The sequence below is a fragment of the Micromonospora sp. CPCC 205539 genome (genome assembly GCF_036906815.1).
Lineage (GTDB): Bacteria > Actinomycetota > Actinomycetes > Mycobacteriales > Micromonosporaceae > Micromonospora.
The window spans coordinates 1-23,426 of record NZ_JBAKHW010000059.1 but is presented as its reverse complement, the minus strand read 5'-3'; the positions used below and the strand labels follow the sequence as shown (position 1 = coordinate 23,426).

Below are 23,426 nucleotides of genomic sequence, written 5' to 3'. Positions count from 1 at the left end.
GCGCTCAGATTGACCGGCCCGACGGCGGCAGCCTGGGCCAGCGAGCACGCGGTCGCCGACGAGCAGACGCGCCCCTCGGAGTCCACGGCGAAGCTCGGGCGGGCGTAGGACGGACCGGTCAGTCGGACGGGCTCTCCCCGGTGAGCCCGTCCACCGACTCCCGGATGAGGTCCGCGTGGCCGACGTGGCGCGCGTACTCCTCGATGAGGGTGATCAGGATGTACCGCAGGCTGGGCGACTCACCGCGGGAGTTGCGGAACCGGCCCAGCTGCTCCAGACCACCGTCCGCGAGCGCGTCGGCGACGATCGCGCGGGATCGGCCCACCGCCGCCTGCCAGAGGGCCACGAGCTGCTCCGGCGACTCCCTTGCGGCGGACTCCCAGTCCCAGTCGGGGTCGGCGTCCCAGTCCACGGTGTCCCACGGCGGACCGGCGTCCCGGCCGAGCAGCCAGGACGAGAAGATGTCGTCCTCGATGTGGGCCAGGTGCTTCAGCAGCCCGCCCAGCGACATCGACGACGGCGCGAGTGTGGCCCGGAGCCCGGCCTCGTCCAGGCCGCCGCACTTCCACGCCAGAGTCGCGCGCTGCCGCTCCAGGAAGCCCAGCAGGGTGGCGGCCTCGCCGGCCGCGAGGGGCGGACGGAGGCTCTTCTGCTCCTCGACGTCAGTCATGACGGTCAACTTACCGGTGGCCGCCGAGCAGGTGGACGATGTGGTCACCGACAGGTGATGGCGGTTCTTGAGTGACGGGTCAGGGGGGAGCGGAACGATGGTTCCGCCGACGAGCTGACGTCGCGCCTCGGCCGAACGGGCATCGGCCACGGAATGTTCGGTTACCCGCGAGTCACGTCCGAGCGGTTAGCCTGCTTGGATTCCGGCGACCACCGGTACACCCCCACCACCCCCATGGGAGTTGATCCATGTCCGAGGATCGGGCCGCGCAGGTCACGACGGCCGACGTCTGCATCGTCGGCGGCTGCGGCCGGGTGGGTCTGCCGCTGGGCATCGCTTTCGCCGCCCGCGGCCTCTCCGTCGTGCTGTACGACATCAACGCCGACGCGGTGGCCACGGTGAACGCGGCCCGTCTCCCGTTCGCGGAGCCCGGCGCCGCGGAGCCGCTGGCCGAGGCGGTCGCCGCCGGGCGGCTGCGAGCGACCACCGACCCGGCCAGCGTGGGCAGCTCCGAGCACCTGGTGGTGGTCGTCGGCACGCCGGTGGACGAGCACCTCAACCCGGACCTCGGGGCGGTGCCGAGAGCCCTGGAGCGGTGCGCCGAGCACCTGCGCGACGGGCAGCTCGTGGTGCTGCGCAGCACCGTCTACCCGGGAGTGACCGCGCTGACCGAGAAGCTGCTGGCCGGCAAGGGCATCCGCGCCGACGTGGCGTTCTGCCCCGAGCGGATCGCCGAGGGCCGGGCGATGACCGAGCTGTTCGCGCTGCCGCAGATCGTGGCGGCTCGGACGCCCTCGGCGCTGGCCCGCGCGGAGAAGCTCTTCCGGCACCTCACCGAGCAGATCGTGCCGCTGGAGCCGGAGGAGGCGGAGCTGGCGAAGCTGTTCACCAACACCTGGCGCTACATCAAGTTCGCCACGGCCAACCAGTTCTGGATGATGGCCAACGACTTCGGGCTCGACTTCGCCCGGATCCGGCACGCCGTGGCGTACGACTACCCGCGCGCGGCGGACCTGCCGATGCCCGGTTTCGCCGCCGGGCCGTGCCTGTTCAAGGACACCATGCAGTTGGCCGCGTTCAACCGGAACAACTTCGTGCTCGGCCACTCGGCCATGCTGATCAACGAGGGGCTGCCGCTGTACCTGGTGTCCCGGTTGGAGAGTCGGTTCGACCTGTCCGAGATGACCGTCGGCATCCTCGGTATGGCGTTCAAGGGCGGCAGCGACGACCCGCGGGAGAGCCTGGCGTACAAGCTGCGCAAGATCCTGGCGCTGAAGACCCGGGAGACGCTCTGCACCGACCCGTACGTGGTCGACGAGCGCTTCGTCGACCTGCCCGAGGTGCTGCGCCGCGCCGACCTGCTGGTCATCGCCGCCCCGCACGAGCAGTACGCCCGGCTGGAGACCGACATCCCCCTGGTCGACATGTGGGGGTTGACCGGACAGGGGGTGCGGGTGTGACGCCACGCGTGTCGGTCATCGTCCCGGTCTACAACGAGGGCGCCGCGATCGTCCGCTGCCTGGAGCGGATGCTGCGGGAGATGCTGCTGCCGGCCGAGGTGCTCATCGTGCACGACATGCCGGAGGACACCACCGTCCCGTACGCCGAGCAGATCGCCCGCACGGACCCCCGGGTCCGGGCGGTGCTCAACACGTACGGGCGGGGGCCGGCGAACGCGATCCGGTTCGGGGTCGACGCGGCCAAGGCCCCCGTCGCGGTGGTCACCATGGCCGACGGCTGCGACGACCCGCGCCAGATCGACGAGCTGGCCCGGTTGGTGGACCGGGGGGTGGTGGTCGCCGCCGCCTCGCGGTACATGCCCGGCGGGCAGCAGGTGGGCGGGCCGCGGCTGAAGCGGATGATGTCGCGGTGGGCCGGGCGCAGCCTCTACACCTTCGCCCGGGTCGGCACCCGGGACGCCACCAACAGCTTCAAGGCGTACGACACGGCTTTCGTCCGCGAGGTGGGCATCGAGTCCCGGACCGGATTCGAGATCGGCCTGGAGTTGACCGCCAAGGCGACCCGGCTGCGGCTGCCGGTGGCCGAGATCCCGACCATCTGGCTGGACCGGCCGCTGGGGGAGTCGCACTTCGACCTGGGTCGCTTCCTCCCCGGTTACCTGCGTTGGTACTTCTTCGCCTACGGTCGGCGGCTGAGCCGGGCGAAGCTGGCGGCCCGGGCGGCGGCCGCGGGGGCGGCGGCCGCGGGGGCGGTGCCCGCGCCGCGGGAGAGCACCGAGTACGAGAAGACCGGATAGGAGCGCACGTGGCGAAGGTCCTGGTAACTGGTTCGGCCGGATTCATCGGCGGCTACCTCGTCGAGGAGTTGTTGAACCGGGGCCACGAGGTGGTGGGGATCGACAACTTCTCGAAGTACGGGCCGGTGACCCACAGCTATGACGACCACCCCCGCTACCGGTTCGTCGAGGGCGACGCCCGCGACGTCGACCTGCTCACCGGTCTGTTGGACGGCTGCGACCACCTGGTGGCCGGCGCGGCGATGATCGGCGGGATCTCCTACTTCCACGCCTACGCCTACGACCTGCTCGCCACCAACGAGCGGATCATGGCGGCGACCTGCGACGCGGCGATCCGAGCGCACCGGGACGGGCAGCTCACCAAGGTCACGTACCTCTCCTCCTCGATGGTCTTCGAGTCGACCGAGCACTGGCCGAGCCGGGAGGGCGACGAGCGGCAGATCCCGCCGCCGCTGTCGTCGTACGGGTTCCAGAAGCTCGCCGTGGAGTACTACGCCCGGGCCGCCTGGGAGCAGTACCAGGTGCCGTACACGATCGTCCGGCCGTTCAACTGCGTGGGCGTCGGCGAGGGGCGGGCGCTCGGTCAGGCCGAGGTGCTGTCGGGCAACGTGAAGCTGGCCATGTCGCACGTCGTTCCCGATCTCGTGCAGAAGATCGTCAAGGGGCAGGATCCGCTGCACATTCTGGGCGAGGGCAACCAGGTGCGGCACTACACGTACGGCGGCGACCTGGCCCGGGGGATCGCGACCGCGATCGAGCACCCGGCCGCGCACAACAACGACTTCAACCTGTCGACCGCGGAGTCGACCAGTGTGTTGGAGTTGGCCGAGCTGATCTGGCACAAGATCAAGGGCCCGGACGAACCCTTCCGGTACGTCAGCGACGAGCCGTTCCGCTACGACGTGCAGAAGCGGGTGCCGGACGTCACCAAGGCGCGCGAGGTGCTCGGGTTCACGGCGACCACGTCGCTGGACGTGATGCTCGACGAGGTCGTCCCCTGGGTGAGCCGGGCCGTCGCGGAGGGCCGGCTCTAACCCGTCTGGTCTCCCCACGATCAACTTCAGATCGCCGATATCGGGGTATCCCACGCGCTGGGTGCCCCGATATTGGTGATCTCCTGTCGATCAAGGCCGGCCCCTCAGCCCGCGCGCCGGGGGCCGGCGGTGTCCGGCGTCACGCACAACATTCCCATGCAGTGGGCGGTATTAGTTTGCAGCGCCCCGACCATGCTTGCTAGCCTTCGTTGCATAGTCATACGGGGGTGAGTATGGGAATCCGAGTCGCGGTCGCCGGTGCGAGCGGCTACGCCGGGGGCGAGTTGCTGCGCCTGGTCGCCGGGCACCCGGAGTTCGAGCTGGTTGCCGCCACGGCGCACAGCCAGGCCGGGCACCGGGTCGACGTCGTACACCCGCAGCTCACCGGGCTCGACCTGGTGCTCGGCGCGACCGATCCGACGACGCTGGGCGACGCGGACCTGGTCTTCCTGGCCCTGCCGCATGGCGAGTCGGCGGCGTTGGCCGCTCAGCTCGCGCCCGACGTCCGGGTCGTCGACCTGGGCGCCGACCACCGGCTCGCCGACCCGTACGCCTGGGCCCAGTACTACGGCGGCACCCACGCCGGCCAGTGGACCTACGGCCTGCCCGAGCTGCCCGGTCAGCGGGAGTTGATCGCAGGCTCCACCCGGGTGGCGAACACCGGCTGCTACGCCGCCGCGATCACCCTGGCCCTCGCGCCGCTCATCGCGGCCGGCGCGGCCAGCCCCGCCGACGTGGTGGTGGTCGCCGCCTCCGGCACGTCCGGCGCCGGTCGGGCGGCCAAGCCGCACCTGCTGGCCAGCGAGGTGATGGGCGACCTGTCGCCGTACCGGGTCGGCACCCACCAGCACGTGCCGGAGATCAAGCAGGCCACCGGGGCGAGCGGCCTGTCGTTCACCCCGGTCCTGGCGCCGATGCCGCGCGGCATCCTGGCCACCGTGACCGCGGTGCCGACCGCCGGCGTCGACCCCCAGCAGGTGCTGGCGCAGGCGTACGCGGACGCGCCGTTCGTGCACGTGCTGCCGGAAGGCCGCTGGCCGCACACCGCCGCCACGCTCGGCTCGAACTCCTGTCACCTGCAGGCCACCGTCGACGTGGACTCCGGTCGTCTGATCGTGCTCAGCGCACTCGACAACCTGGGCAAGGGCGCCGCCGGCCAGGCCGTGCAGAACGCCAACCTGATGCTCGGCCTGCCGGAGACGACGGGCCTGTCCGTGTGGGGGGTGGCACCGTGAGCGTCACCGCTCCTCGGGGGTTCCGGGCGGCCGGGGTGGCGGCCGGTTTGAAGACCAGCGGCGCCGACGTCGCGCTCGTGGTCAACGACGGCCCCGACGCGGGCGTCGCCGGGGTCTTCACCACCAACCGGGTCAAGGCCGCTCCCGTGCTCTGGACCCAGCAGGTCGTGAACGGCGGCGTGGTCCGCGCGGTGGTGCTCAACTCCGGCGGCGCCAACGCCTGCACCGGCCCGGCCGGCTTCCAGGACACGCACGCGACCGCCGAGCACACCGCCGCGGCGCTGACGTCGGTCAGCCCACGGCTGATCCTCGGCGCCGGGGAGGTGGCGGTCTGCTCCACCGGGCTGATCGGCGAGCGGCTGCCGATGCCGAAGCTGCTGCCCGGTGTGCGCTCGGCGATCCGCGGGCTGTCCCGTGGCGGCGGTCCGGCCGCCGCCGAGGCGATCATGACCACGGACACCCGGCCGAAGACCACGGTGGCCGCCGGCAGCGGCTGGACGGTCGGCGGTATGGCCAAGGGCGCCGGGATGCTCGCGCCGGGGATGGCCACCATGCTCTGCGTGCTGACCACGGACGCGGTGGCCGGCCCGGCGCTGCTCGACGAGGCGCTGCGCGCGGCCACCCGGGTCAGCTTCGACCGGGTCGACTCGGACGGCTGCATGTCCACCAATGACACGGTGCTGCTCCTGGCCAGCGGCGCGAGCGGCATCGAGCCGACCCCGGCCGAGCTGACCGCCGCGGTGACCCAGGCCTGTCACGACCTGGCCCAGCAGTTGATCGCCGACGCCGAGGGCGCCACCAAGCAGATCGCCATCGACGTGGTCGGCGCGGCCGACGAGGACGACGCGGTCGAGGTGGGCCGGGCGGTGGCCCGCAACAACCTGGTCAAGACCGCCCTGTTCGGCAACGACCCGAACTGGGGCCGGATCCTCGCCGCGGTTGGCACCACCGCCGCCGCGTTCGAGCCGGACGGGGTCGACGTGGCGGTCAACGGGGTGTGGGTGTGCCGCGACGGTGCCGCCGCCGAGGACCGCTCGAAGGTCGACCTGACCGGGCGGGACGCGACCATCCGGATCGACCTGCACGCCGGTACGGCGGCCGCGACGATCTGGACGAACGACCTGTCGCACGCGTACGTGCACGAGAACTCGGCCTACTCGACATGAGCGTGAGCCTCAGCACCGACCTCACCCGTGCCCAGGTCAAGGCGGAAGCGCTGATCGAGGCGCTGCCCTGGCTGGCGCGGTTCGCCGGCTCCACCGTGGTGGTGAAGTACGGCGGCAATGCCATGATCGACCCCGAGCTGCAGCGGGCGTTCGCCGCGGACATCGTCTTCCTGCGGTGCGTCGGCCTCAAGCCCGTGGTGGTGCACGGCGGCGGTCCGCAGATCTCCGCCATGCTGGGCCGGCTCGGCATCACCAGTGAGTTCCGTGGTGGCCTGCGGGTGACCACCGCCGAGGCGATGGACGTCGTCCGGATGGTGCTGGTCGGGCAGGTGGGCCGGGAACTGGTCGGTCTGATCAACGCGCACGGCCCGTACGCCGTCGGGCTCTCCGGCGAGGACGCGCGGCTGCTCACGGCGGTGCGCCGTCCGGGGTACGTCGACGGCGAGCCGGTCGACATCGGCCAGGTCGGGGACGTCGCGTCGGTCGACGTGTCCGCGGTGACCGATCTGCTCGCGGCCGGCCGGATTCCAGTGATCTCCACGGTCGCGCCGGACGCCGACGGGGTGCTGCACAACCTCAACGCGGACACCGCCGCCGCCGCGCTGGCCGTGGCGTTGCAGGCCCGCAAGCTGGTCGTTCTCACCGACGTGCCTGGTCTGTACGCCGACTGGCCGGACACCACCAGCCTGGTCTCCGAGATCGCCGCGGACGACCTGGCCACGCTGTTGCCCAGCCTCGAGTCGGGGATGGTGCCGAAGATGGAGGCCTGCCTGCGGGCGGTGCGCGGGGGAGTTCCCGCCGCGCACGTCGTCGACGGCCGGGTTGCGCACTCCACGTTGCTCGAGGTCTTCACCTCGGAAGGGTTCGGAACCATGGTGATCGCGTCATGAGCACGTTGAAACAGCGCTGGGGTCAGTCCATGATGGACAACTACGGCACGCCGCCGCTGGCGCTGGTCTCCGGCGCGGGGGCCGTGGTGGTCGACGACGCCGGTCGGGAATACCTCGACCTGGTGGGCGGCATCGCGGTGAACGCCCTCGGGCACGCCCACCCGGCCGTGGTGGCTGCCGTGTCGAAGCAGGTCGCCACCCTCGGCCACGTGTCCAACCTCTACGTCGCCGAGCCGCCGGTCGCGCTGGCCGAGCTGCTGCTGGCGCTCGCTGGCCGGTCCGGGCGCGTCTTCTTCGCGAACTCGGGCGCGGAGGCGAACGAGGCGGCGTTCAAGCTGTCCCGGCGTACCGGCCGCACCCAGGTGGTCGCCACCCGGGGTGGTTTCCACGGCCGCACGATGGGTGCTCTCGCGTTGACCGGCCAGCCGGCCAAGGCCGACCCGTTCCGCCCGCTCCCCGGCGAGGTGACACACGTCGACTACGGCGACGTCGCCGCCCTCGAGGAGGCGGTCACCGACGCCACCGCCATGGTGATCCTGGAGCCGATCCAGGGCGAGAACGGCGTGGTCGTTCCACCGGCCGGTTACCTCGCCGCGGCCCGGCGGATCACCAGCCGGCACGGCGCGCTGCTGGTGCTCGACGAGGTGCAGACCGGCATCGGGCGTACCGGGCACTGGTTCGCCCACCAGGCCGAGGGCGTGGATCCGGACGTCATCACCCTGGCCAAGGGGCTGGGTGGCGGGCTGCCCCTCGGTGCCTGCCTGGCCTTCGGGCCGGCTGCCGATCTGCTCGGCCCCGGGTCGCACGGCACCACCTTCGGCGGCAACCCGGTCAGCTGCGCCGCCGCCCTCGCCGTGGTGGCGACCATCGCCAACGAGGGGTTGCTCGACCACGTCAAGCGCGTCGGGGAGCGGCTGCGCCGGGGGATCGACGCGCTGGGCCATCCCCTGATCTCCGGCGTGCGCGGTGCCGGTCTGCTGCTCGGCGTGGTGCTCACCGCGCCGGTGGGCCCGGCGCTCGCCGAGGCGCTGCGGGAGACCGGTTTCCTGGTCAACCCCGTGCAGCCGCACGTGCTTCGGCTGGCCCCGCCGCTGATCCTCACCGTCGACCAGGCGGACGCCTTCGTCGCCGCGCTCCCCGCGGCCCTCGACGCGACGGCCTCCGCCCCGGCCGAACTCTCCACGACGTTGACGCCGCCCGCCCCGACCAGCACCGCCACGACCGCCACGACGGGAACGACCTCATGACCCGGCACTTCCTGCGGGACGACGACCTCTCGCCGGCCGAGCAGTCCACGGTGCTCGACCTGGCGGCGCGGATGAAGGCCGACCGCTTCGGCCACCGGCCGCTGGTCGGGCCGCGTTCGGTGGCGGTGCTCTTCGACAAGCAGAGCCTACGGACCCGGATCTCGTTCGACGCGGGGATCGCCGAGCTGGGCGGTCACCCCCTCGTCGTGGACACCCAGGTCACCCACTTCGGCCGGGGCGAGACTCTCGCGGACGCGGGCCGGGTGCTGTCCCGCTACGTCGCGGCCATCGTGCTGCGTACCCACGGCGACGACCGGATCGCCGAGGTCGCGGCGGGCGCGAGCGTCCCGGTGATCAACGCGCTGACCGACGGCTTCCACCCCTGCCAGTTGCTGGCCGACCTGCTCACCATCCGCGAGCGGTGCGGCGGCACGGCCGGCCGGACCCTGGCCTATGTGGGGGACGCCGCCAACAACATGGCGCAGTCGTACCTGCTGGCCGGGGCCATGGCGGGGATGCACGTCCGGATCGCCGGGCCGGCCGGTTTCGCGCCGGACCCGGCCGTGGTGACGCGGGCGGCGGAGATCGCCGCGGGCACCGGCGGTTCGGTACGGGTGCTCACCGACCCGGGTCAGGCGGTCCGCGACGCCGACGTGGTGGCCACCGACACCTGGACCTCGATGGGTCAGGAGGCCGACGGCCTGGACCGGACCACCCCGTTCTTGCCGTACCAGGTCAACAAGGAGTTGCTCGGTCAGGCCGCGCCGAACGCGATCGTCCTGCACTGCCTGCCGGCGCACCGCGGTGAGGAGATCACCGATGAGGTGCTCGACGGCCCGCAGAGCGCGGTCTTCGACCAGGCGGAGAACCGGCTGCACGCCCAGAAGGCGCTGCTGACCTTCCTCCTCGACGCCGACACCGACACCGACACTCACGCCGACGCCGACGCCGACGCCGAGATCGGGGCGACCCGGTGACCGCCCCACTGAACCGCGCCGCCCGGCACGCCCGGATCGTGGAGCTGATCCGCGACAAGGCGGTCCGCTCGCAGACCGAGCTGGCCGACCTGCTCGCCGGTGACGGGGTCGGCGTCACCCAGGCCACCCTCTCGCGGGACCTGGAGGAGCTCGGCGCGGTCAAGGTCCGCGGCGGCGACGGCCCCGCCGTCTATCTCATTCCCGAGGACGGCCACCGGCCGCTGCGCGACGCCGAGGCGGCTCCCGCCCGGCTGGTGCGGCTGCTGCGTGAACTGCTCAACGGAGTGGACTCCAGCGGCAACATCGCCGTACTGCGTACCCCACCGGGCGCAGCGCATTACCTGGCCAGCGCGTTGGACCGAGCGGGCCTGCCCGAGATCGTCGGCACCATCGCCGGCGACGACACCATCCTCGTCGTGGCCCGCGAGGCCGTCGGCGGGGCCGCGCTCGGTGAGAAGCTCACCGGCTGGGCCCGCCGGGAAGACAACGTTGAAGGGAACACAGCATCATGAGCGAGCGGGTCGTTCTGGCGTACTCCGGAGGTCTGGACACCTCCGTCGCCATTCCGTATCTGGCCGAGCAGACCGGCGCCGAGGTGATCGCGGTAGCGGTCGACGTGGGGCAGGGCGGCGAGGACCTCGACGCCATCCGGCAGCGCGCCCTGGACTGCGGCGCCGCCGAGTCCGAGGTGGTCGACGCGCGCGACGAGTTCGCGGCCGACTACTGCCTGCCGGCCATCCGGGCCAACGCCCTCTACATGGACCGCTACCCGCTGGTCTCGGCGCTGTCCCGGCCGCTGATCGTCAAGCACCTGGTGGCCGCGGCGCGCAAGTACGGTGGCACGATCGTGTCGCACGGCTGCACCGGCAAGGGCAACGACCAGGTCCGGTTCGAGGTGGGCCTGAACGCGCTCGCCCCCGACCTGAAGATCATCGCGCCGGCCCGGGACTTCGCCTGGACGCGGGACAAGGCGATCGCCTTCGCCGAGGAGAAGGGGCTGCCGATCGACGTGTCGGCGAAGTCTCCGTACTCGATCGACCAGAACCTGTTCGGTCGCGCGGTGGAGACGGGCTTCCTGGAGGACATCTGGAACGCCCCCATCGAGGACCTCTACTCGTACACCTCCGACCCGGCGCAGGTCCGCGACGCCGACGAGGTCGTGATCACCTTCGACGCCGGTATGCCGGTGGCCATCGACGGTGAGACGGTCACCCCGTACCAGGCGATCCTGGAGCTGAACCGGCGCGCTGGCGCGCAGGGCGTCGGCCGGCTCGACATGGTCGAGGACCGGCTCGTCGGTATCAAGAGCCGCGAGGTGTACGAGGCGCCGGGCGCGATCGCGCTGATCACCGCCCACCAGGAGCTGGAGGCGGTCACCGTGGAGCGGGACCTGGCCCGGTTCAAGAAGGGCGTCGACCAGCGGTGGGGTGAGCTGGTGTACGACGGCCTGTGGTTCTCGCCGCTGAAGGACTCGCTGGACGCGTTCATCGACGACGCGCAGCGGCACGTCTCCGGCGAGGTGCGGCTGACCCTGCACGGCGGCCGGGCGACCGTCACCGGCCGGCGCTCCGAGGCGAGCCTCTACGACTTCGGGATGGCCACCTACGACACCGGTGACACCTTCGACCAGTCCCTGGCCAAGGGCTTCGTGCAGCTGTGGGGTCTGCCCAGCCGCATGGCCGCCGCGCGGGACGCCCGGGTCGGCGGAGCCTGACCGTGGGAACCACAATGGGTGGCGTGGACGACAAGAGCCTGACCGAGAACAGCGCCGCCACCAACCGGACGAGCCTGTGGGGTGGCCGGTTCGCCGGTGGCCCCGCCGAGGCGCTCGCCCGGCTGTCGGTGAGCGTCCAGTTCGACTGGCGCCTGGCCCCGTACGACATCGCCGGTTCCCGGGCGCACGCCCGGGTGCTGGCCGGTGCCGGGTTGCTCGACCCGGAGGAGCTGGGCCGGATCCTGGCCGCCCTGGACGACCTGGAGGCCGCCTGCGCCTCCGGGTCGTTCCGCCCCACCATCGACGACGAGGACGTGCACACCGCGCTGGAGCGCGGGCTGCTGGAGCGGCTGGGCAGCCTCGGCGGCAAGCTGCGCGCCGGCCGGTCCCGTAACGACCAGGTCGCGACCGACCTGCGGCTCTACCTGCGGGATCACGCCCGGGGGGTGGCCAGCCGGCTGGTCGAGCTGGCCGACGCGCTGGTCGAGCAGGCCGAGCGGCACATCGACACCGCCGCGCCCGGCATGACCCACCTCCAGCACGCCCAGCCGGTCACCTTCGGGCACTGGCTGCTGGCTCACGTGCAGCCGCTGCTGCGCGACCTGGAGCGGCTGCGCGACTGGGATCATCGGGCGGCGATCAGCCCGCTGGGCGCGGGCGCCCTCGCCGGGTCCGGGCTCCCGCTGGATCCGGTGGCCGTGGCCAAGGAGCTGGGTTTCCGGACGTCGTTCGCCAACTCGATGGACGCCGTCGCCGACCGCGACTTCGTGGCCGAGTTCCTCTTCACCACCGCCATGATCGGGGTGCACCTGTCCCGGCTCGGTGAGGAGGTGGTGCTCTGGACCTCGCACGAGTTCGGTTGGGTGGAGCTGGACGACTCGTTCGCGACCGGCTCGTCGATCATGCCGCAGAAGAAGAACGCGGACATCGCCGAGCTGGCCCGCGGCAAGTCCGGCCGGCTGGTCGGCGGTCTGATGACCGTGCTCACCATGCTCAAGGGCCTGCCGATGACCTACGACCGGGACATGCAGGAGGACAAGGAGCCGGCCTTCGACGCGGTCGACACCCTGGAGCTGCTGCTGCCGGCCCTGGCGGGGATGATCTCGACGATGACCGTCCGGGTGGACCGTCTCGTGGCGGCCGCGCCGGTCGGTTTCTCCCTGGCCACCGAGGTGGCCGACTGGCTGGTCCGCAAGAACGTGCCGTTCCGCGACGCACACGAGATCACCGGCCGGCTGGTGGCGCTCTGCGTGGCCCGGGACTGCGCGCTGGACGAGGTGTCCGACGACGACCTGGCCGCGGTGAGCGCGCACCTCGACCCGTCGGTGCGCGACGTGCTCTCGGTCCGCTCGGCCCTCGCGGCCCGGACCACTCCCGGCTCCACCGGCCCCGGCCCGGTCGCCGACCAGCTCGCCACCGCCGCCGACCGGCTGGCCGGCTGGCGGGACTGGGCCACCGAGCGGGTCGTTCCCCGCTGAGGTCACCGTGGCGCCGGCACCGCTCGGCGCCGGCGCCACGGTTGGTTCAGGCCGTCGGCCGCTCCCGCTTCGGGAGCTTGGCCACCACCATGTCGTACGACGCGTCGACCGCCTCGGTCAGCTCCTCGTCGTCGATCGCGCCGTCGAGGCGCAGCGTGTTCCACCCGGACCGACCGATGTAGGCCATCACCTGGGCGTCGGCCGGGTGGCGGTGCAGCCACTCGTCGGCGACCTCGCGGGTCGGCCCGCACTTCACGCCGACCGTCGGTCTGCCCTCGCCGGTGCCGAGGAACGCGAAGATCCGGCTGCCGACCTTCACCACCTCGCTGTCCTCCCAGGGCCGGTCGAGCCATGTCCCCGGCTTGGCGAGGCAGTACGCCAGCATCTCCGCGCGCTCCATGGGTGCCTCCCGGACTCGTCGTGCGCACAGTCTGCCCGTCCGGCGACCCGTCGGCGCGCGCCGTGCCGGCCCGCCGTCCGTCTCGTGGCTGATCAGCCGGTCTGCTCGGCGGAGCGGGCCGCGACCCGCTCGTAGCGCTGCCGAGCGGCCTGCGCGCTGCCCAGCCCGAGCCCGTACGCGATCGCCTGCCAGGTCAGCCCCCGGTCCCGGGCCAGCGTCAGCAACCCCGCCTCCAGGGCGTCCAACTCGGCGCGCACGTGCGGCAGCAGGGTGAGCGCGGCGGTGAGGTCGGCGGCGTCGACCGGCTCCTCCGTGGGCTCCCGCTCGGCGCCGCCCGCGGCCAGCGCGGTGACCAGTGCCACCGCCTCCCAGGGGTCGAGCACGTACGGGTGGGCCCAGCGCCCCCGTCGAGCGTCGGTGCCGGCGTGCCGCTCACTGATCCGGTGCAGGGCGTCGTGGGTGCGGTGGGCACGGGCCCGGGAGGGGTCCGGCGCGGTGAAGGGCTCATCCGTCGTCATGACCCGACTACAACCTATCAACGCCTTCTTGTCAACACATCGTTGAAGAATGGGAGGTTGGTGAAGCGGGGCGGCGCGGGGTTGGCCGCGCCGCCCCAGCCACGATTCAGAGCGCCAGTTCGAAGCGGTGCTCGTCAGTGAGTGAGTTGCACAGCGCGTCGCAGGAGTTCCCGGTCACGGCGCCGAACGCCACGCCGGGAGCGAACGGGAGCTCGGTCGCGGTCACCGCGATCCGTACCTTCTGGGTGGTCGCGTCGCAGGGCACCTTCCGAGTGGTCGTGCCGGTCCGCACTGACTCCCCGATTGCCTGAGCGACCTTCACCGTCAGGTCGACCTGCGTCGGCTGCGAACAGGTCAGGCTGACCGGAACGAAGACCGCCGCCCCGCTGGCGTCGATCTTGCCGGTGCCCCCGAGCGCGACAGCGGTCAACGGGGCGCCGTCAGCCAGGGCAGCCGCCCGCAGCGGGGCGCTGGCACTGGCGGACGGGGTGACGGCGAGGGTGGCGCCGGCCACGATCAGACCGATGGTGAGTAGGGGCCGACGGATGCTTCGTACGGTCATGGTGGCTCCTCGTCGAATGTGCCGCCGCGCCGTGCGACGACACCAGCTACACCCGGGGGCCACCGGCGGCGTTTCGGTGGGTGGGATGTCCAACGGGTGAATGCTGGACGCCCTACCGGTGGCCGGTGGGATCCGTCAGCGAGGCTGCCGGGTGAAAGGCTGGGTACCGTCGGGTCATGGAGCTCGTGCCGGATGACCGCAGTGCCGAAGCCGGCCTGGCGGAGCTGCTCGCTGGCCCACTGCTGCCGGCCGCGCGCGGGCTGCTGGGCTGCCGGCTGCACCACGGCGGGGTCACCGTCCGGATCACCGAGGTCGAGGCGTACGCCGGGACGGGCGGTGACGCGGCCTCGCACGCGCACCGGGGGCCGACGCCGCGCAACGCGGTGATGTACGGGCCGGCCGGGCACGCCTACGTCTACTTCACCTACGGCATGCACTGGTGCATGAACGTGGTCACCGGAGTCGAGGGGGAGGCCGCCGCGGTGCTGCTGCGCGCCGGTGAGGTGGTCGACGGGCTGGCCACGGCACGGGAACGCCGGCCGGCCATCCGGCGGGACGTGGACCTGGCCCGGGGGCCGGCCCGGCTCTGCTCGGCACTCGGCATCGACCGCGCGGCGTACGGCGCGGACCTGCTCGGCGACGGGCCGGTGCGGTTGCGTCCCCCGGCGCGGCCCGTGCCCGCGGAGACCGTGGTCGCCGGGCCGCGCGTCGGCGTGACCGGCGCGCTCGACCTGCCGTGGCGCTTCTGGCTCGCTGACGAGCCCACCGTGAGCGCGTACCGCCGACACGTGCCCCGCATCCGACGGTGAACGGGCGGGCACGGCGTGTGGCCCGATGAATCCGTCGGGGGGTGTGGCCATAATCACCGCACCTGCCCGCCGACGGTTCGGAGACCCCATGACAACGCTGCTCGCGATCGGCACAGCCAAGGGCCTGTTTCTCGCCACCAGCGCCGACGACCGGCGTAGCTGGGAGATCAGCGGCCCGCACTTCCCGATGACCGGCGTGTACGCCGTCGCGGTCGACACCCGCCGTCCCACCCCGCGACTGCTCGCCGCGATGACCAGCTCACACTTCGGGCCCAGCGTCGCCACCAGCGACGACCTCGGCGCCTCCTGGGAGGAACCCGACCAGGCCCCGGTCGCCTTCCCGGCCGACACCGGCGCGACGCTGGGGCGGGTCTGGCAGCTGATGCCGGCCGGCGCCGACGAGCCGGACGTGGTCTGGGCCGGCACCGAGCCCTCGGCGCTGTTCCGCTCCACCGACGGCGGCCGCAGCTTCGAGCTGGTCCGTGCGCTCTGGGATCACCCGCACCGCCCGCAGTGGGGGGCCGGGTTCGGCGGCCAGGCCGTGCACACCGTGCTGCCGCACCCTCGGGACCCGTCCCGGATGGTGGTCGCCATGTCCACCGGTGGGGTCTACCGCTCGGAGGACGCCGGGGCGAGCTGGACGCCGGGCAACACCGGCATCCGTGCCTACTTCCTGCCCGACGAGTGGCCCGAGTTCGGCCAGTGCGTGCACAAGGTCGCCCGGGACTCCGGCAACCCCGACCGGCTGTACGCGCAGAACCACCACGGCGTCTACCGCTCCGACGACGACGGCCGCACCTGGTCGTCGATCGCCGACGGGCTGCCCAGCGATTTCGGCTTCCCGATGGTGACCCACCCGGGGCGGCCCGGCATGGTGTGGACCTTCCCGCTGGTGGCCGACGGTGAGCGCTTCCCGACCGAGCACCGCTGCCGGGTGTTCCGCTCCGCCGACGCCGGGGGCAAGTGGGAGCCACTGTCCGTGGGGCTGCCCGAGGGGCCGTTCTACCCGGCGGTGCTGCGCGACGCGATGTGCGCCGACGAGGCCACCCCCGGCGGGGTCTACTTCGGCACCCGGTCCGGCGAGGTCTACGCCAGCCGCGATGAGGGCGACTCCTGGTCGCTGGTGGCCGCGCACCTGCCCGACGTGCTCTGCGTCCGGGCCTCGGTGGTCTGAGTGGTCACCGTGCTGCTGCCCGGCCCGCTGCGCGGCGAGGCCGGCGGCGCCAGCCGCCTGAGCGTCACCGCCACCGGGACACTGCGGGCGGTCCTCGACGAGGTGGCCGACCAGCACCCGCGGCTGGCCCGACGGCTGCGTGACGAGCGCGGCGAGCTGCGCCGCTACGTGAACGTCTACGTCGACGGGGAAGACTGCCGACACTCGGGCGGGCTGGCCACACCCGTTGCCGACGATGCCGAAGTGCAGGTGCTGCCCTCGGTCGCTGGCGGCTGAGCGAGCACAGCCCCGTCGACTTTCCGCCCTCACGTCCGAAATCAGGGGGTGACCGGTGCCACCGGGACACCTGCCGCCACCGGAATAGTTGCTGCGTCAAATATGTTGTGCGCAACGTTCGGGTGCCATGGCGGAACCCGGTTCGACACACGAGGAGCTGGTCATGCAGTTCGGAGTCTTCACCGTCGGCGACGTCACGGTCGACCCGACCACCGGTCGGGAGCCGACCGAGCATGAGCGGATCAAGGCGATGGTCGCCATCGCGCTCAAGGCCGAAGAGGTCGGCCTGGACGTCTTCGCCATGGGCGAGCACCACAACCCGCCGTTCGTGCCCTCGTCGCCGACCACCATGCTCGGCCACATCGCGGCGCGTACCGAGCGGCTGCTGCTCTCCACCGCGACCACCCTGATCACCACCAACGACCCGGTGAAGATCGCCGAGGACTACGCGATGCTCCAGCACCTGGCCGACGGCCGGGTCGACCTCATGATGGGCCGCGGCAACACCGGGCCGGTCTACCCGTGGTTCGGCAAGGACATCCGCGCCGGCATCCCCCTCGCGATCGAGAACTACGACCTGCTGCACCGGCTGTGGCGCGAGGACGTGGTCGACTGGAAGGGCCGCTACCGCACCCCGCTGCAGTCGTTCACCTCGACGCCGCGTCCCCTCGACGGGGTGCCCCCGTTCGTCTGGCACGGCTCGATCCGCAGCCCGGAGATCGCCGAGCAGGCCGCGTACTACGGGGACGGCTTCTTCGCCAACCACATCTTCTGGCCCAAGGAGCACACCGAGCGGATGGTCGGGCTCTACCGTGAGCGGTACGCGCACTACGGCCACGGCTCCGCCGACCAGGCCATCGTCGGCCTCGGCGGGCAGGTGTTCATGCGGCGCAACTCGCAGGACGCGGTCCGGGAGTTCCGCCCGTACTTCGACAACGCCCCGGTCTACGGGCACGGGCCGTCGCTGGAGGACTTCAGCCGCGAGACCCCGCTGACCGTGGGCAGCCCGCAGCAGGTCATCGACCGCACGCTGGGCTTCCGGGACTACGTCGGCGACTACCAGCGGCAGCTGTTCCTGATGGACCACGCCGGCCTGCCGCTCAAGACGGTGCTGGAGCAGCTCGACCTGCTCGGCGAGGAGGTCGTCCCGGTGCTGCGCAAGGAGTTCGCCGCGCTGCGCCCGGTGCACGTGCCCGAGGCGCCCACCCACGCCTCGCTGGTCGCCGCGGCGGGCGGCGCCAAGGACAGCACCGTGCACGCCGTCGACGACGTGACGGGCAAGGCGCCCGAGGTGTCCCGATGAGCCGCACCCTGGCCGTGGTCTCCGCGGGGCTGAGTCAGCCCTCGTCCACCCGACTGCTCGCCGACCAGCTCGCCGCGGCCGTCCGCGCCGAGCTGGAACGCGCCGGTGAGCACGTCGAGCTGGTCTCGGTGGACCTGCGCGAGCACGCACACGACGTGGTCAACAACATGCTCACCGGGTTTCCGCCGGCCGCGCTGCGCGAGGCCACCGACGCGGTGACCGGGGCGGACGGAATCATCGCCGTCACCCCGATCTTCAGCGCTTCGTACAGCGGCCTGTTCAAGTCCTTCTTCGACGTCCTCGACTCCGAGGCGCTGGCCGGCCGCCCGGTGCTGATCGGCGCCACCGGGGGGACCGCCCGACACTCGCTGGCTCTGGAGCACGCCCTGCGGCCCATGTTCAGCTACCTGCGGGCGGTGGTCGTCCCCACATCGGTCTTCGCCGCACCCGAGGACTGGTCCGGCGGCAGCGCGGACGGCGCGCTGCGAGCCCGGATCGAGCGGGCCAGCGGCGAGCTCGCCGACCTGGTCCGGCAGCGCCCGACCGCAGCCGGGCCGGCCGACCCGTTCGCCCTGACCACCAGCTTCGCGCAACTGCTCGGCCGCGCCGACTCCTGACCGCCGGACCGGCGGGGACACGCGCGATCCGCGGATGTGGTGGCATCGCCACGGTGGTGAGCCACCACATCCGCGACCGAGCACGATCGCGGGCGCGCAGACGAGCGCCGCGGGCACGTTCGCTGCGTACTCTCGTCGGGTGACCTTCGATGTGCAGCTACGCCCGGTCCGCGAGGACGACCTCGTGGAGTTCTTCCTGCACCAGCAGGATCCGGAGGCCAACCGGATGGCCGCCTTCGGCCCCGTGGACCCGACCGACCACCGCGAGTTCGCCCGGCACTGGGCCCGGGTGCTCACCGACCCGGCGAACCGGGTCCGCACCATCGAGGTCGACGGTGCGGTGGTCGGGCACGTGATCGCCTTCCCGGTCGACGAGCGCACCGAGGTCAGCTACTGGATCGACCCCGCCCGCTGGGGCCGGGGCCACGCCACCGCCGCGCTCGCCGCCCTGCTGCGCGAGCTGCCCCGGCCGGTGCACGCCCGCGCCGCGAAGGACAACGCCGCCTCCCTGGCGGTGCTGCACAAGTGCGGCTTCATCGTGGTCGGCGAAGGCTCGGGGTACGCCAACGGCCGCGGCACCGAGGTCGAGGAATGGCTGCTGGAGCTGCCCGCTGACGGTCCTGAGCAGGGCAGCCACTAGTCTCGCGGAGTGAACTGGCTGGATCTGATCGGCTGGGCCGGCTCCGTTGTGCTGGTCTGGTCCCTGCTGCAGTCGCGCGTCCTGCGGCTGCGCGCGCTCAACCTCGTCGGCAGCCTGGTGCTGGTCGGCTACAACGCCGCGCTCGAGGTCTGGCCCATGGTGGGGCTCAACATCGTGCTCTCAGTGATCAACATCTGGTACCTGCGCGGGATGCTGGCCACCCGGCACGACGAGCAGACCTACCAGGTGGTGGAGGTGGGGGTCGACGACCAGTTCCTCGCCCACACGCTGCGGGTGCACGCGTCGGACATCGCCCAGTTCAATCCCGGCTTCGGCTGGGACCCGGCGGTGGGTGGGCGCTCCGCGTTCCTGGTGGTCACGGCCGACGAGGTGGTCGGGGTGGTGCTGTCGCACGCCGAGTCGCGCGGGGTCGCCCAGATCGACCTGGACTACGTGACCCCGAAGTTCCGCGACTTCACCCCCGGCGAGTTCGTCTACCGGCGCAGCCGCCTCTTCACCGAACGCGGCTTCCACCGCGTCGTCAGCCCACCCGGGATGGTCGCCCCCTACTACCACCGGCTCGGTTTCCGCCCGGAGGGCGACTCGTACGTCCTCGACCTGCCCGCGCCACCGGCGACCGAACCGGCGTAGCCTCGCCGGAACAGGATTCGGCTCGCGCCGGACGGGGCACAGACCCGCGCAAGCCGGGCGGGTCGCCGACCGGCGCCACCATGACGAGGGAGCGAACCGGGCGTGCAGAGCTACGGGGGCCAGTTGGCCCTGGTCGGAGTCCTGGTCATCGTCAACGCGCTCTTCGCCGGCAGCGAGATGGCGTTGGTGTCCCTGCGGGACAGCCAGATCCAGCGGTTGGAGCGCACCAGCCGCGCCGGGCGGGTGCTGGCCCGGCTCGCCAAGGACCCGAACCGCTTCCTGGCCACCATCCAGATCGGCATCACCCTGGCCGGCTTCCTGGCGTCCGCCGCCGCGGCCGTCTCGCTGGCCAAGCCCCTCGTGCCGCTGCTCGGGATGTTCGGGAACGCCGCCGAGACGGTGTCGATCGTGGTCGTCACCCTCGCGCTGACCTTCGTGACGCTGGTCTTCGGCGAGCTGGCCCCCAAGCGGATCGCCATGCAGTCCGCCGAACGGTGGGCGCTGCTGGTGGCCCGCCCGCTCGACCTGCTGGCCAGCTTCACCCGGCCGGCCGTCTGGGCGCTCGGCGCCACCAGCGACCTGGTGGTCCGCCTCGTCGGGCTCAACCCGAAGCACCAGCCCGAGGAGATCGGCCCGGACGAGCTGCGGGACATCGTCGCCGGCAACCACGGCTTCACCAAGGAGCAGCGCACCATCATCGCCGGCGCGGTGGAGATCGCCGACCGGCGGTTGCGGGCTGTGCTCGTACCCCGGTTGCGGGTCTTCACGCTCGACAGCGGGACCACCGCGGAGGCCGCGCGGCTCGTGCTGGCCGCCACCGGGCACTCCCGCGCGCCGGTGGTCCGCCACGGCGGCCTGGACGACACGGTCGGCGTGATCCACCTGCGTGACCTGGTGGGCGTGCCGGACGACCGGCCGGTCGACGAGATCGCCCGCCCACCGATGCTGCTGCCCGACTCACTGCCGGTGGTGGACGCGCTGCGCCAGTTCAAGGCCGAGCGACAGCACATCGCGCTGGTGGTGGACGAGCGGGGCGCCGTCGACGGGATCGTGACGCTGGAGGACATCCTGGAGGAGATCGTCGGGGAGATCTACGACGAGACCGACCGGGACGGGTACGCGGTGCGCCGCGACCCGGACGGCGCCCTGGTGCTGCCGGGCACCTTCCCGGTGCACGACCTGCCGGACATCGGCGTCGAGCTGCCGTCGCGGCCCGACGGCGACTACACCACCGTCGCCGGGCTGGTGCTGGCCCGCCTCGGGCACATCCCCACCGTCGCCGGCGAGGACGTGACCATGGACGGTTGGGTGCTGATGGTGGCCGACATCGACCACCGGGCCATCACCGAGGTACGGCTCAGCCAGGTCCCCGAGGAGGCCGAGGCCGAGGCCGAGCAGGTGCTCGACGAGGCACGCGGCTGATCCGGAGCGGGGCGCCGCGCCCGGGGATCAGGCGGGGGAGAGATTCTGCAACCGCACCTGACCGCGGGCGACCAGCCGCTGGTCGGCATCGGTGATCTCCACCTGCCAGAGCTGCTGACTACGACCCCGGTGCACCGGAGTGCCGACCGCGGTCAGCTCGCCCTCGCGTACCGCCCGCAGGAAGTCGGTCTGGTTGGCCACGCCGACGACGGTGCCCCGGTCGGCCAGCCAGAGCGAGCCGCCCACGCTGGCCGCGGTCTCCACCACCGAGCAGTACACCCCGCCGTGCTGGATGCCGAACGGCTGGTGCAGCTCCGGCCGGACCTGCCAACTGATGACCACCCGGTCGGCGGTCGCCTCCTCGAACTTCAGGCCGAGCAGAGCGACGAAGCCACCCGTCAGGTCCGGAATCTCCACGGCAACCCCTCCTCGATCAACAGGCGGCAAGCCTAACCGGGGTGGGGTTGCGCCAAACCCGGTACGGGTCGGTGCCGGCCATGGGGGAGAATCGGTGACCGTGACCGACAGCAGCCTCCCGCCGCCCGGGCGGGACTCCCTGACCGACGACCTGCTCTGGCGTGGCCTCATTCAGGACTCGACCGGCCTCGACGAGCTGCGCGAGCTGCTCGACGGTGGGGGTGCCGCCACCTATTACGTGGGCTTCGACCCCACCGCGCCGAGCCTGCACGTCGGCAACCTCATGCAGGTCCTCATGGCCCGCCGGCTGCAACTCGCCGGCCACCGCCCGTTGCTGCTGGTCGGCGGGGCGACCGGGCAGATCGGCGACCCGAAGGAGAGCGCCGAACGGACGCTCAACCCGCCCGAGGTGATCGCCGGCTGGGTCGAGCGGATCCGTGAGCAGCTGGCCCCCTTCGTGTCGTACGAGGGCGACAACGCGGCGCAGTTGGTCAACAACCTCGACTGGACCGGCGAGATGTCGATCGTCGAGTTCCTGCGCGACGTGGGCAAGCATTTCCCGGTGAACAAGATGCTCGCTCGGGAGGTGGTCCGGGCCCGGTTGGAGACGGGCATCAGCTTCACCGAGTTCAGCTACCAACTGCTGCAGGGCAACGACTTCTACGAGCTGCATCGCCGGCACGGCTGCCAGCTCCAGTTCGGCGGCTCCGACCAGTGGGGCAACATCACTGCCGGCGTCGACTACGTCCGCCGGCGGGGCGCCGGGCCGGTGCAGGCGTTCACCACGCCGCTGGTCACCAAGTCCGACGGCACGAAGTTCGGCAAGAGCGAGGGCGGCGCCGTCTGGCTCGACCCCACGATGACCAGCCCGTACGCCTTCTACCAGTTCTGGCTCAATGTCGAGGACCGGGAGGTCGACCGCTACCTGCGGTACTTCAGCTTCCGTTCGCGCGACGAGTTGGAGGAGCTGGCGAAGGCGACCGCCGAACGACCGGCGGCCCGGCTGGCGCAACGGGCGCTCGCCGAGGAACTGACCACCCTGGTGCACGGCCCCGAGGAGACGCAGCAGGCGATCGCCGCCAGCCAGGCGCTGTTCGGCCGGGGGTCGTTGGACGACCTGGCCCCGGAGACCCTGCGCGCGGCGTTGACCGAGGCCGGCCTCGTGCAGCTCTCCGGCGAGTTGCCCGACGTGGCGGGTCTGTTGCGGGACTCGGGCCTGGTGACCGGCCTCAAGGAGGCTCGTCGGGTGATCGCTGAGGGTGGCGCCTACGTCAACAACAACCGGGTGACCGAGGTGGACGCTGTGGTGACGGAGAGCGATCTGCTGCACGGTCGGTATCTGGTGCTGCGGCGGGGAAAACGCTCCTTCGCGGGCGTTGAGCTGGGCGGATAGCCATCCGTCGACGATGTGACGGGCGACGCGTCCGGTGGATTTGACGATCACTCCGCCGGACGCGTAACTTTCTCTCTGCCAGCGCGGAACGGACGAAACAGGCGAAAGCCTGAAGCGGCCGGAGCGGGGCAACGGCCTCGGGGTCGGGCGGGTACGCCCACCGGATCCCGGACCGGGAGGTGCTCCCAGAATCGCCGCGAGGCGGATTTGGTGCGGCGGAACCGACCGGGTAAGGTTAACGACCGGCAGGGCACCGGGCGAGCTCGCGGGAAACCGCAGCGGCCGGCCTGCCGAATACCACGACGAGAGCGGCGGAAGCCGGTCGAGACATGGTGCCCGCAATACGGATTGAAGCATGACAAACCGCGAAACAGCGATTTGACACAGCGAAAACCGGCGGGTAACGTAGTAAAAGTGCCTGGCGCTGAAAACGCCGGGACGCGAACGAAATACCCCGAGATGGGGTTCCACGGAAGTGGGGCTTGCTGATCGGTGTGTGGTTGTTCTTTGAGAACTCAACAGGGTGCTTGAAAAGCCAGTGCCAATTATGATTTATACCCCGGACTGGCAGTCCTT

General features: G+C 71.8%; 25 protein-coding genes. 20 read left to right on the top strand and 5 right to left on the bottom strand.

Annotation, left to right across the window (positions count from 1 at the left end; genetic code table 11):
• Positions 1-118: 118 nt before the first annotated feature.
• The gene (locus tag V6V47_RS30460; RefSeq protein ID WP_334631960.1) at positions 119-670 is read right to left on the bottom strand and encodes a DinB family protein; all 552 of its coding nucleotides are present in this window, start codon (positions 668-670) and stop codon (positions 119-121) included.
• 248 nt (positions 671-918) lie between these two features.
• Here V6V47_RS30460 and V6V47_RS30455 point away from each other — a divergent pair, with 248 nt between their 5' ends.
• The 11 genes from V6V47_RS30455 (at position 919) to argH (ending at position 12,668) form a co-directional block, all read left to right on the top strand.
• Positions 919-2,130, top strand: a complete 1,212-nt coding sequence (locus tag V6V47_RS30455) for a nucleotide sugar dehydrogenase (RefSeq protein WP_334631959.1) — start codon at positions 919-921, stop codon at positions 2,128-2,130.
• Positions 2,127-2,927 carry a glycosyltransferase family 2 protein gene (locus V6V47_RS30450; RefSeq protein WP_334631958.1) on the top strand — a complete coding sequence of 267 codons (801 nt, stop codon included), beginning with the start codon at positions 2,127-2,129 and terminating at the stop codon, positions 2,925-2,927. Before V6V47_RS30455 ends, V6V47_RS30450 begins: the two co-directional genes overlap by 4 nt.
• An 8-nt stretch (positions 2,928-2,935) precedes the next feature.
• Complete coding sequence (locus tag V6V47_RS30445; protein WP_334631957.1) at positions 2,936-3,961, top strand: NAD-dependent epimerase/dehydratase family protein; 1,026 nt, start codon at positions 2,936-2,938, stop codon at positions 3,959-3,961.
• 233 nt (positions 3,962-4,194) lie between these two features.
• Entirely contained in the window at positions 4,195-5,196 is a 1,002-nt protein-coding gene (argC, locus tag V6V47_RS30440; RefSeq protein WP_334631969.1) for an N-acetyl-gamma-glutamyl-phosphate reductase, read from the top strand.
• Entirely contained in the window at positions 5,193-6,362 is a 1,170-nt protein-coding gene (argJ, locus tag V6V47_RS30435; RefSeq protein ID WP_334631956.1) for a bifunctional glutamate N-acetyltransferase/amino-acid acetyltransferase ArgJ, read from the top strand. Before argC ends, argJ begins: the two co-directional genes overlap by 4 nt.
• A 2-nt stretch (positions 6,363-6,364) precedes the next feature.
• The gene (gene argB, locus V6V47_RS30430; protein WP_334631968.1) at positions 6,365-7,252 is read left to right on the top strand and encodes an acetylglutamate kinase; all 888 of its coding nucleotides are present in this window, start codon (positions 6,365-6,367) and stop codon (positions 7,250-7,252) included.
• Positions 7,249-8,499 carry an acetylornithine transaminase gene (locus V6V47_RS30425; RefSeq protein ID WP_334631955.1) on the top strand — a complete coding sequence of 417 codons (1,251 nt, stop codon included), beginning with the start codon at positions 7,249-7,251 and terminating at the stop codon, positions 8,497-8,499. The genes argB and V6V47_RS30425 overlap by 4 nt, the downstream gene beginning before the upstream one ends.
• On the top strand, positions 8,496-9,476 hold the full coding sequence (argF, locus tag V6V47_RS30420) for an ornithine carbamoyltransferase (RefSeq protein WP_334631954.1): 981 nt from the start codon (positions 8,496-8,498) through the stop codon (positions 9,474-9,476). Before V6V47_RS30425 ends, argF begins: the two co-directional genes overlap by 4 nt.
• Entirely contained in the window at positions 9,473-9,988 is a 516-nt protein-coding gene (locus tag V6V47_RS30415; protein WP_334631953.1) for an arginine repressor, read from the top strand. The genes argF and V6V47_RS30415 overlap by 4 nt, the downstream gene beginning before the upstream one ends.
• Complete coding sequence (locus V6V47_RS30410; protein ID WP_334631952.1) at positions 9,985-11,190, top strand: argininosuccinate synthase; 1,206 nt, start codon at positions 9,985-9,987, stop codon at positions 11,188-11,190. Before V6V47_RS30415 ends, V6V47_RS30410 begins: the two co-directional genes overlap by 4 nt.
• A gap of 14 nt (positions 11,191-11,204) precedes the next feature.
• Complete coding sequence (gene argH / locus V6V47_RS30405; protein ID WP_334631967.1) at positions 11,205-12,668, top strand: argininosuccinate lyase; 1,464 nt, start codon at positions 11,205-11,207, stop codon at positions 12,666-12,668.
• 46 nt (positions 12,669-12,714) lie between these two features.
• On the opposite strand, the gene V6V47_RS30400 is transcribed toward argH, so the two are convergent.
• From V6V47_RS30400 to V6V47_RS30390, 3 genes are all read right to left on the bottom strand, one after another.
• Positions 12,715-13,068: an MmcQ/YjbR family DNA-binding protein gene (locus V6V47_RS30400; protein WP_334631951.1), complete on the bottom strand. Its 354-nt coding sequence runs from the start codon at positions 13,066-13,068 to the stop codon at positions 12,715-12,717.
• Between the two features lie 92 nt (positions 13,069-13,160).
• The gene (locus V6V47_RS30395; RefSeq protein ID WP_334631950.1) at positions 13,161-13,586 is read right to left on the bottom strand and encodes a DNA-binding protein; all 426 of its coding nucleotides are present in this window, start codon (positions 13,584-13,586) and stop codon (positions 13,161-13,163) included.
• 106 nt (positions 13,587-13,692) lie between these two features.
• Positions 13,693-14,148, bottom strand: coding sequence for a hypothetical protein (locus tag V6V47_RS30390; protein WP_334631949.1), 456 nt, complete (start codon positions 14,146-14,148; stop codon positions 13,693-13,695).
• Positions 14,149-14,324: 176 nt separating this feature from the next.
• On the opposite strand from V6V47_RS30390, the gene V6V47_RS30385 reads away from it, so the two are divergent.
• The 8 genes from V6V47_RS30385 to V6V47_RS30350 all read left to right on the top strand — a co-directional run bounded on the left by V6V47_RS30385 (position 14,325) and on the right by V6V47_RS30350 (position 21,040).
• Positions 14,325-14,957 (top strand): DNA-3-methyladenine glycosylase, encoded by a 633-nt coding sequence (locus tag V6V47_RS30385; protein ID WP_334631948.1) that lies wholly within the window; start codon positions 14,325-14,327, stop codon positions 14,955-14,957.
• 88 nt (positions 14,958-15,045) lie between these two features.
• Positions 15,046-16,131, top strand: coding sequence for a WD40/YVTN/BNR-like repeat-containing protein (locus tag V6V47_RS30380; RefSeq protein WP_334631947.1), 1,086 nt, complete (start codon positions 15,046-15,048; stop codon positions 16,129-16,131).
• Positions 16,132-16,407 (top strand): ubiquitin-like small modifier protein 1, encoded by a 276-nt coding sequence (locus tag V6V47_RS30375; protein ID WP_334631946.1) that lies wholly within the window; start codon positions 16,132-16,134, stop codon positions 16,405-16,407.
• A 163-nt stretch (positions 16,408-16,570) separates the two neighbouring features.
• A complete protein-coding gene (locus V6V47_RS30370; RefSeq protein WP_334631945.1) occupies positions 16,571-17,710 on the top strand; it encodes an LLM class flavin-dependent oxidoreductase in 1,140 nt (379 codons plus the stop codon).
• A complete protein-coding gene (locus V6V47_RS30365; RefSeq protein ID WP_334631944.1) occupies positions 17,707-18,327 on the top strand; it encodes an FMN reductase in 621 nt (206 codons plus the stop codon). The genes V6V47_RS30370 and V6V47_RS30365 overlap by 4 nt, the downstream gene beginning before the upstream one ends.
• A 139-nt stretch (positions 18,328-18,466) precedes the next feature.
• The gene (locus tag V6V47_RS30360) at positions 18,467-18,967 is read left to right on the top strand and encodes a GNAT family N-acetyltransferase (protein WP_334631943.1); all 501 of its coding nucleotides are present in this window, start codon (positions 18,467-18,469) and stop codon (positions 18,965-18,967) included.
• Positions 18,968-18,976: 9 nt separating this feature from the next.
• On the top strand, positions 18,977-19,618 hold the full coding sequence (locus V6V47_RS30355) for a hypothetical protein (RefSeq protein ID WP_334631941.1): 642 nt from the start codon (positions 18,977-18,979) through the stop codon (positions 19,616-19,618).
• A gap of 102 nt (positions 19,619-19,720) precedes the next feature.
• The gene (locus V6V47_RS30350; protein ID WP_334631940.1) at positions 19,721-21,040 is read left to right on the top strand and encodes a hemolysin family protein; all 1,320 of its coding nucleotides are present in this window, start codon (positions 19,721-19,723) and stop codon (positions 21,038-21,040) included.
• 27 nt (positions 21,041-21,067) lie between these two features.
• Here the strand turns inward: V6V47_RS30350 and V6V47_RS30345 are convergent, their stop codons facing one another.
• The gene (locus tag V6V47_RS30345) at positions 21,068-21,457 is read right to left on the bottom strand and encodes a PaaI family thioesterase (RefSeq protein ID WP_334631939.1); all 390 of its coding nucleotides are present in this window, start codon (positions 21,455-21,457) and stop codon (positions 21,068-21,070) included.
• A gap of 100 nt (positions 21,458-21,557) precedes the next feature.
• On the opposite strand from V6V47_RS30345, the gene tyrS reads away from it, so the two are divergent.
• Positions 21,558-22,850, top strand: coding sequence for a tyrosine--tRNA ligase (gene tyrS, locus V6V47_RS30340; protein ID WP_334631966.1), 1,293 nt, complete (start codon positions 21,558-21,560; stop codon positions 22,848-22,850).
• Positions 22,851-23,426: the final 576 nt, after the last annotated feature.

What these genes read in the sequence shown, in the direction of transcription:
- V6V47_RS30460 (WP_334631960.1), bottom strand. Translation starts at nt 670, where the DNA reads ATGACTGACGTCGAGGAGCAGAAGAGCCTCCGTCCGCCCCTCGCGGCC.
- V6V47_RS30455 (WP_334631959.1), top strand. Translation starts at nt 919, where the DNA reads ATGTCCGAGGATCGGGCCGCGCAGGTCACGACGGCCGACGTCTGCATC.
- argC (WP_334631969.1), top strand. Translation starts at nt 4,195, where the DNA reads ATGGGAATCCGAGTCGCGGTCGCCGGTGCGAGCGGCTACGCCGGGGGC.
- V6V47_RS30425 (WP_334631955.1), top strand. Translation starts at nt 7,249, where the DNA reads ATGAGCACGTTGAAACAGCGCTGGGGTCAGTCCATGATGGACAACTAC.
- argF (WP_334631954.1), top strand. Translation starts at nt 8,496, where the DNA reads ATGACCCGGCACTTCCTGCGGGACGACGACCTCTCGCCGGCCGAGCAG.
- V6V47_RS30410 (WP_334631952.1), top strand. Translation starts at nt 9,985, where the DNA reads ATGAGCGAGCGGGTCGTTCTGGCGTACTCCGGAGGTCTGGACACCTCC.
- argH (WP_334631967.1), top strand. Translation starts at nt 11,205, where the DNA reads ATGGGTGGCGTGGACGACAAGAGCCTGACCGAGAACAGCGCCGCCACC.
- V6V47_RS30400 (WP_334631951.1), bottom strand. Translation starts at nt 13,068, where the DNA reads ATGGAGCGCGCGGAGATGCTGGCGTACTGCCTCGCCAAGCCGGGGACA.
- V6V47_RS30395 (WP_334631950.1), bottom strand. Translation starts at nt 13,586, where the DNA reads ATGACGACGGATGAGCCCTTCACCGCGCCGGACCCCTCCCGGGCCCGT.
- V6V47_RS30390 (WP_334631949.1), bottom strand. Translation starts at nt 14,148, where the DNA reads ATGACCGTACGAAGCATCCGTCGGCCCCTACTCACCATCGGTCTGATC.
- V6V47_RS30385 (WP_334631948.1), top strand. Translation starts at nt 14,325, where the DNA reads ATGGAGCTCGTGCCGGATGACCGCAGTGCCGAAGCCGGCCTGGCGGAG.
- V6V47_RS30380 (WP_334631947.1), top strand. Translation starts at nt 15,046, where the DNA reads ATGACAACGCTGCTCGCGATCGGCACAGCCAAGGGCCTGTTTCTCGCC.
- V6V47_RS30370 (WP_334631945.1), top strand. Translation starts at nt 16,571, where the DNA reads ATGCAGTTCGGAGTCTTCACCGTCGGCGACGTCACGGTCGACCCGACC.
- V6V47_RS30365 (WP_334631944.1), top strand. Translation starts at nt 17,707, where the DNA reads ATGAGCCGCACCCTGGCCGTGGTCTCCGCGGGGCTGAGTCAGCCCTCG.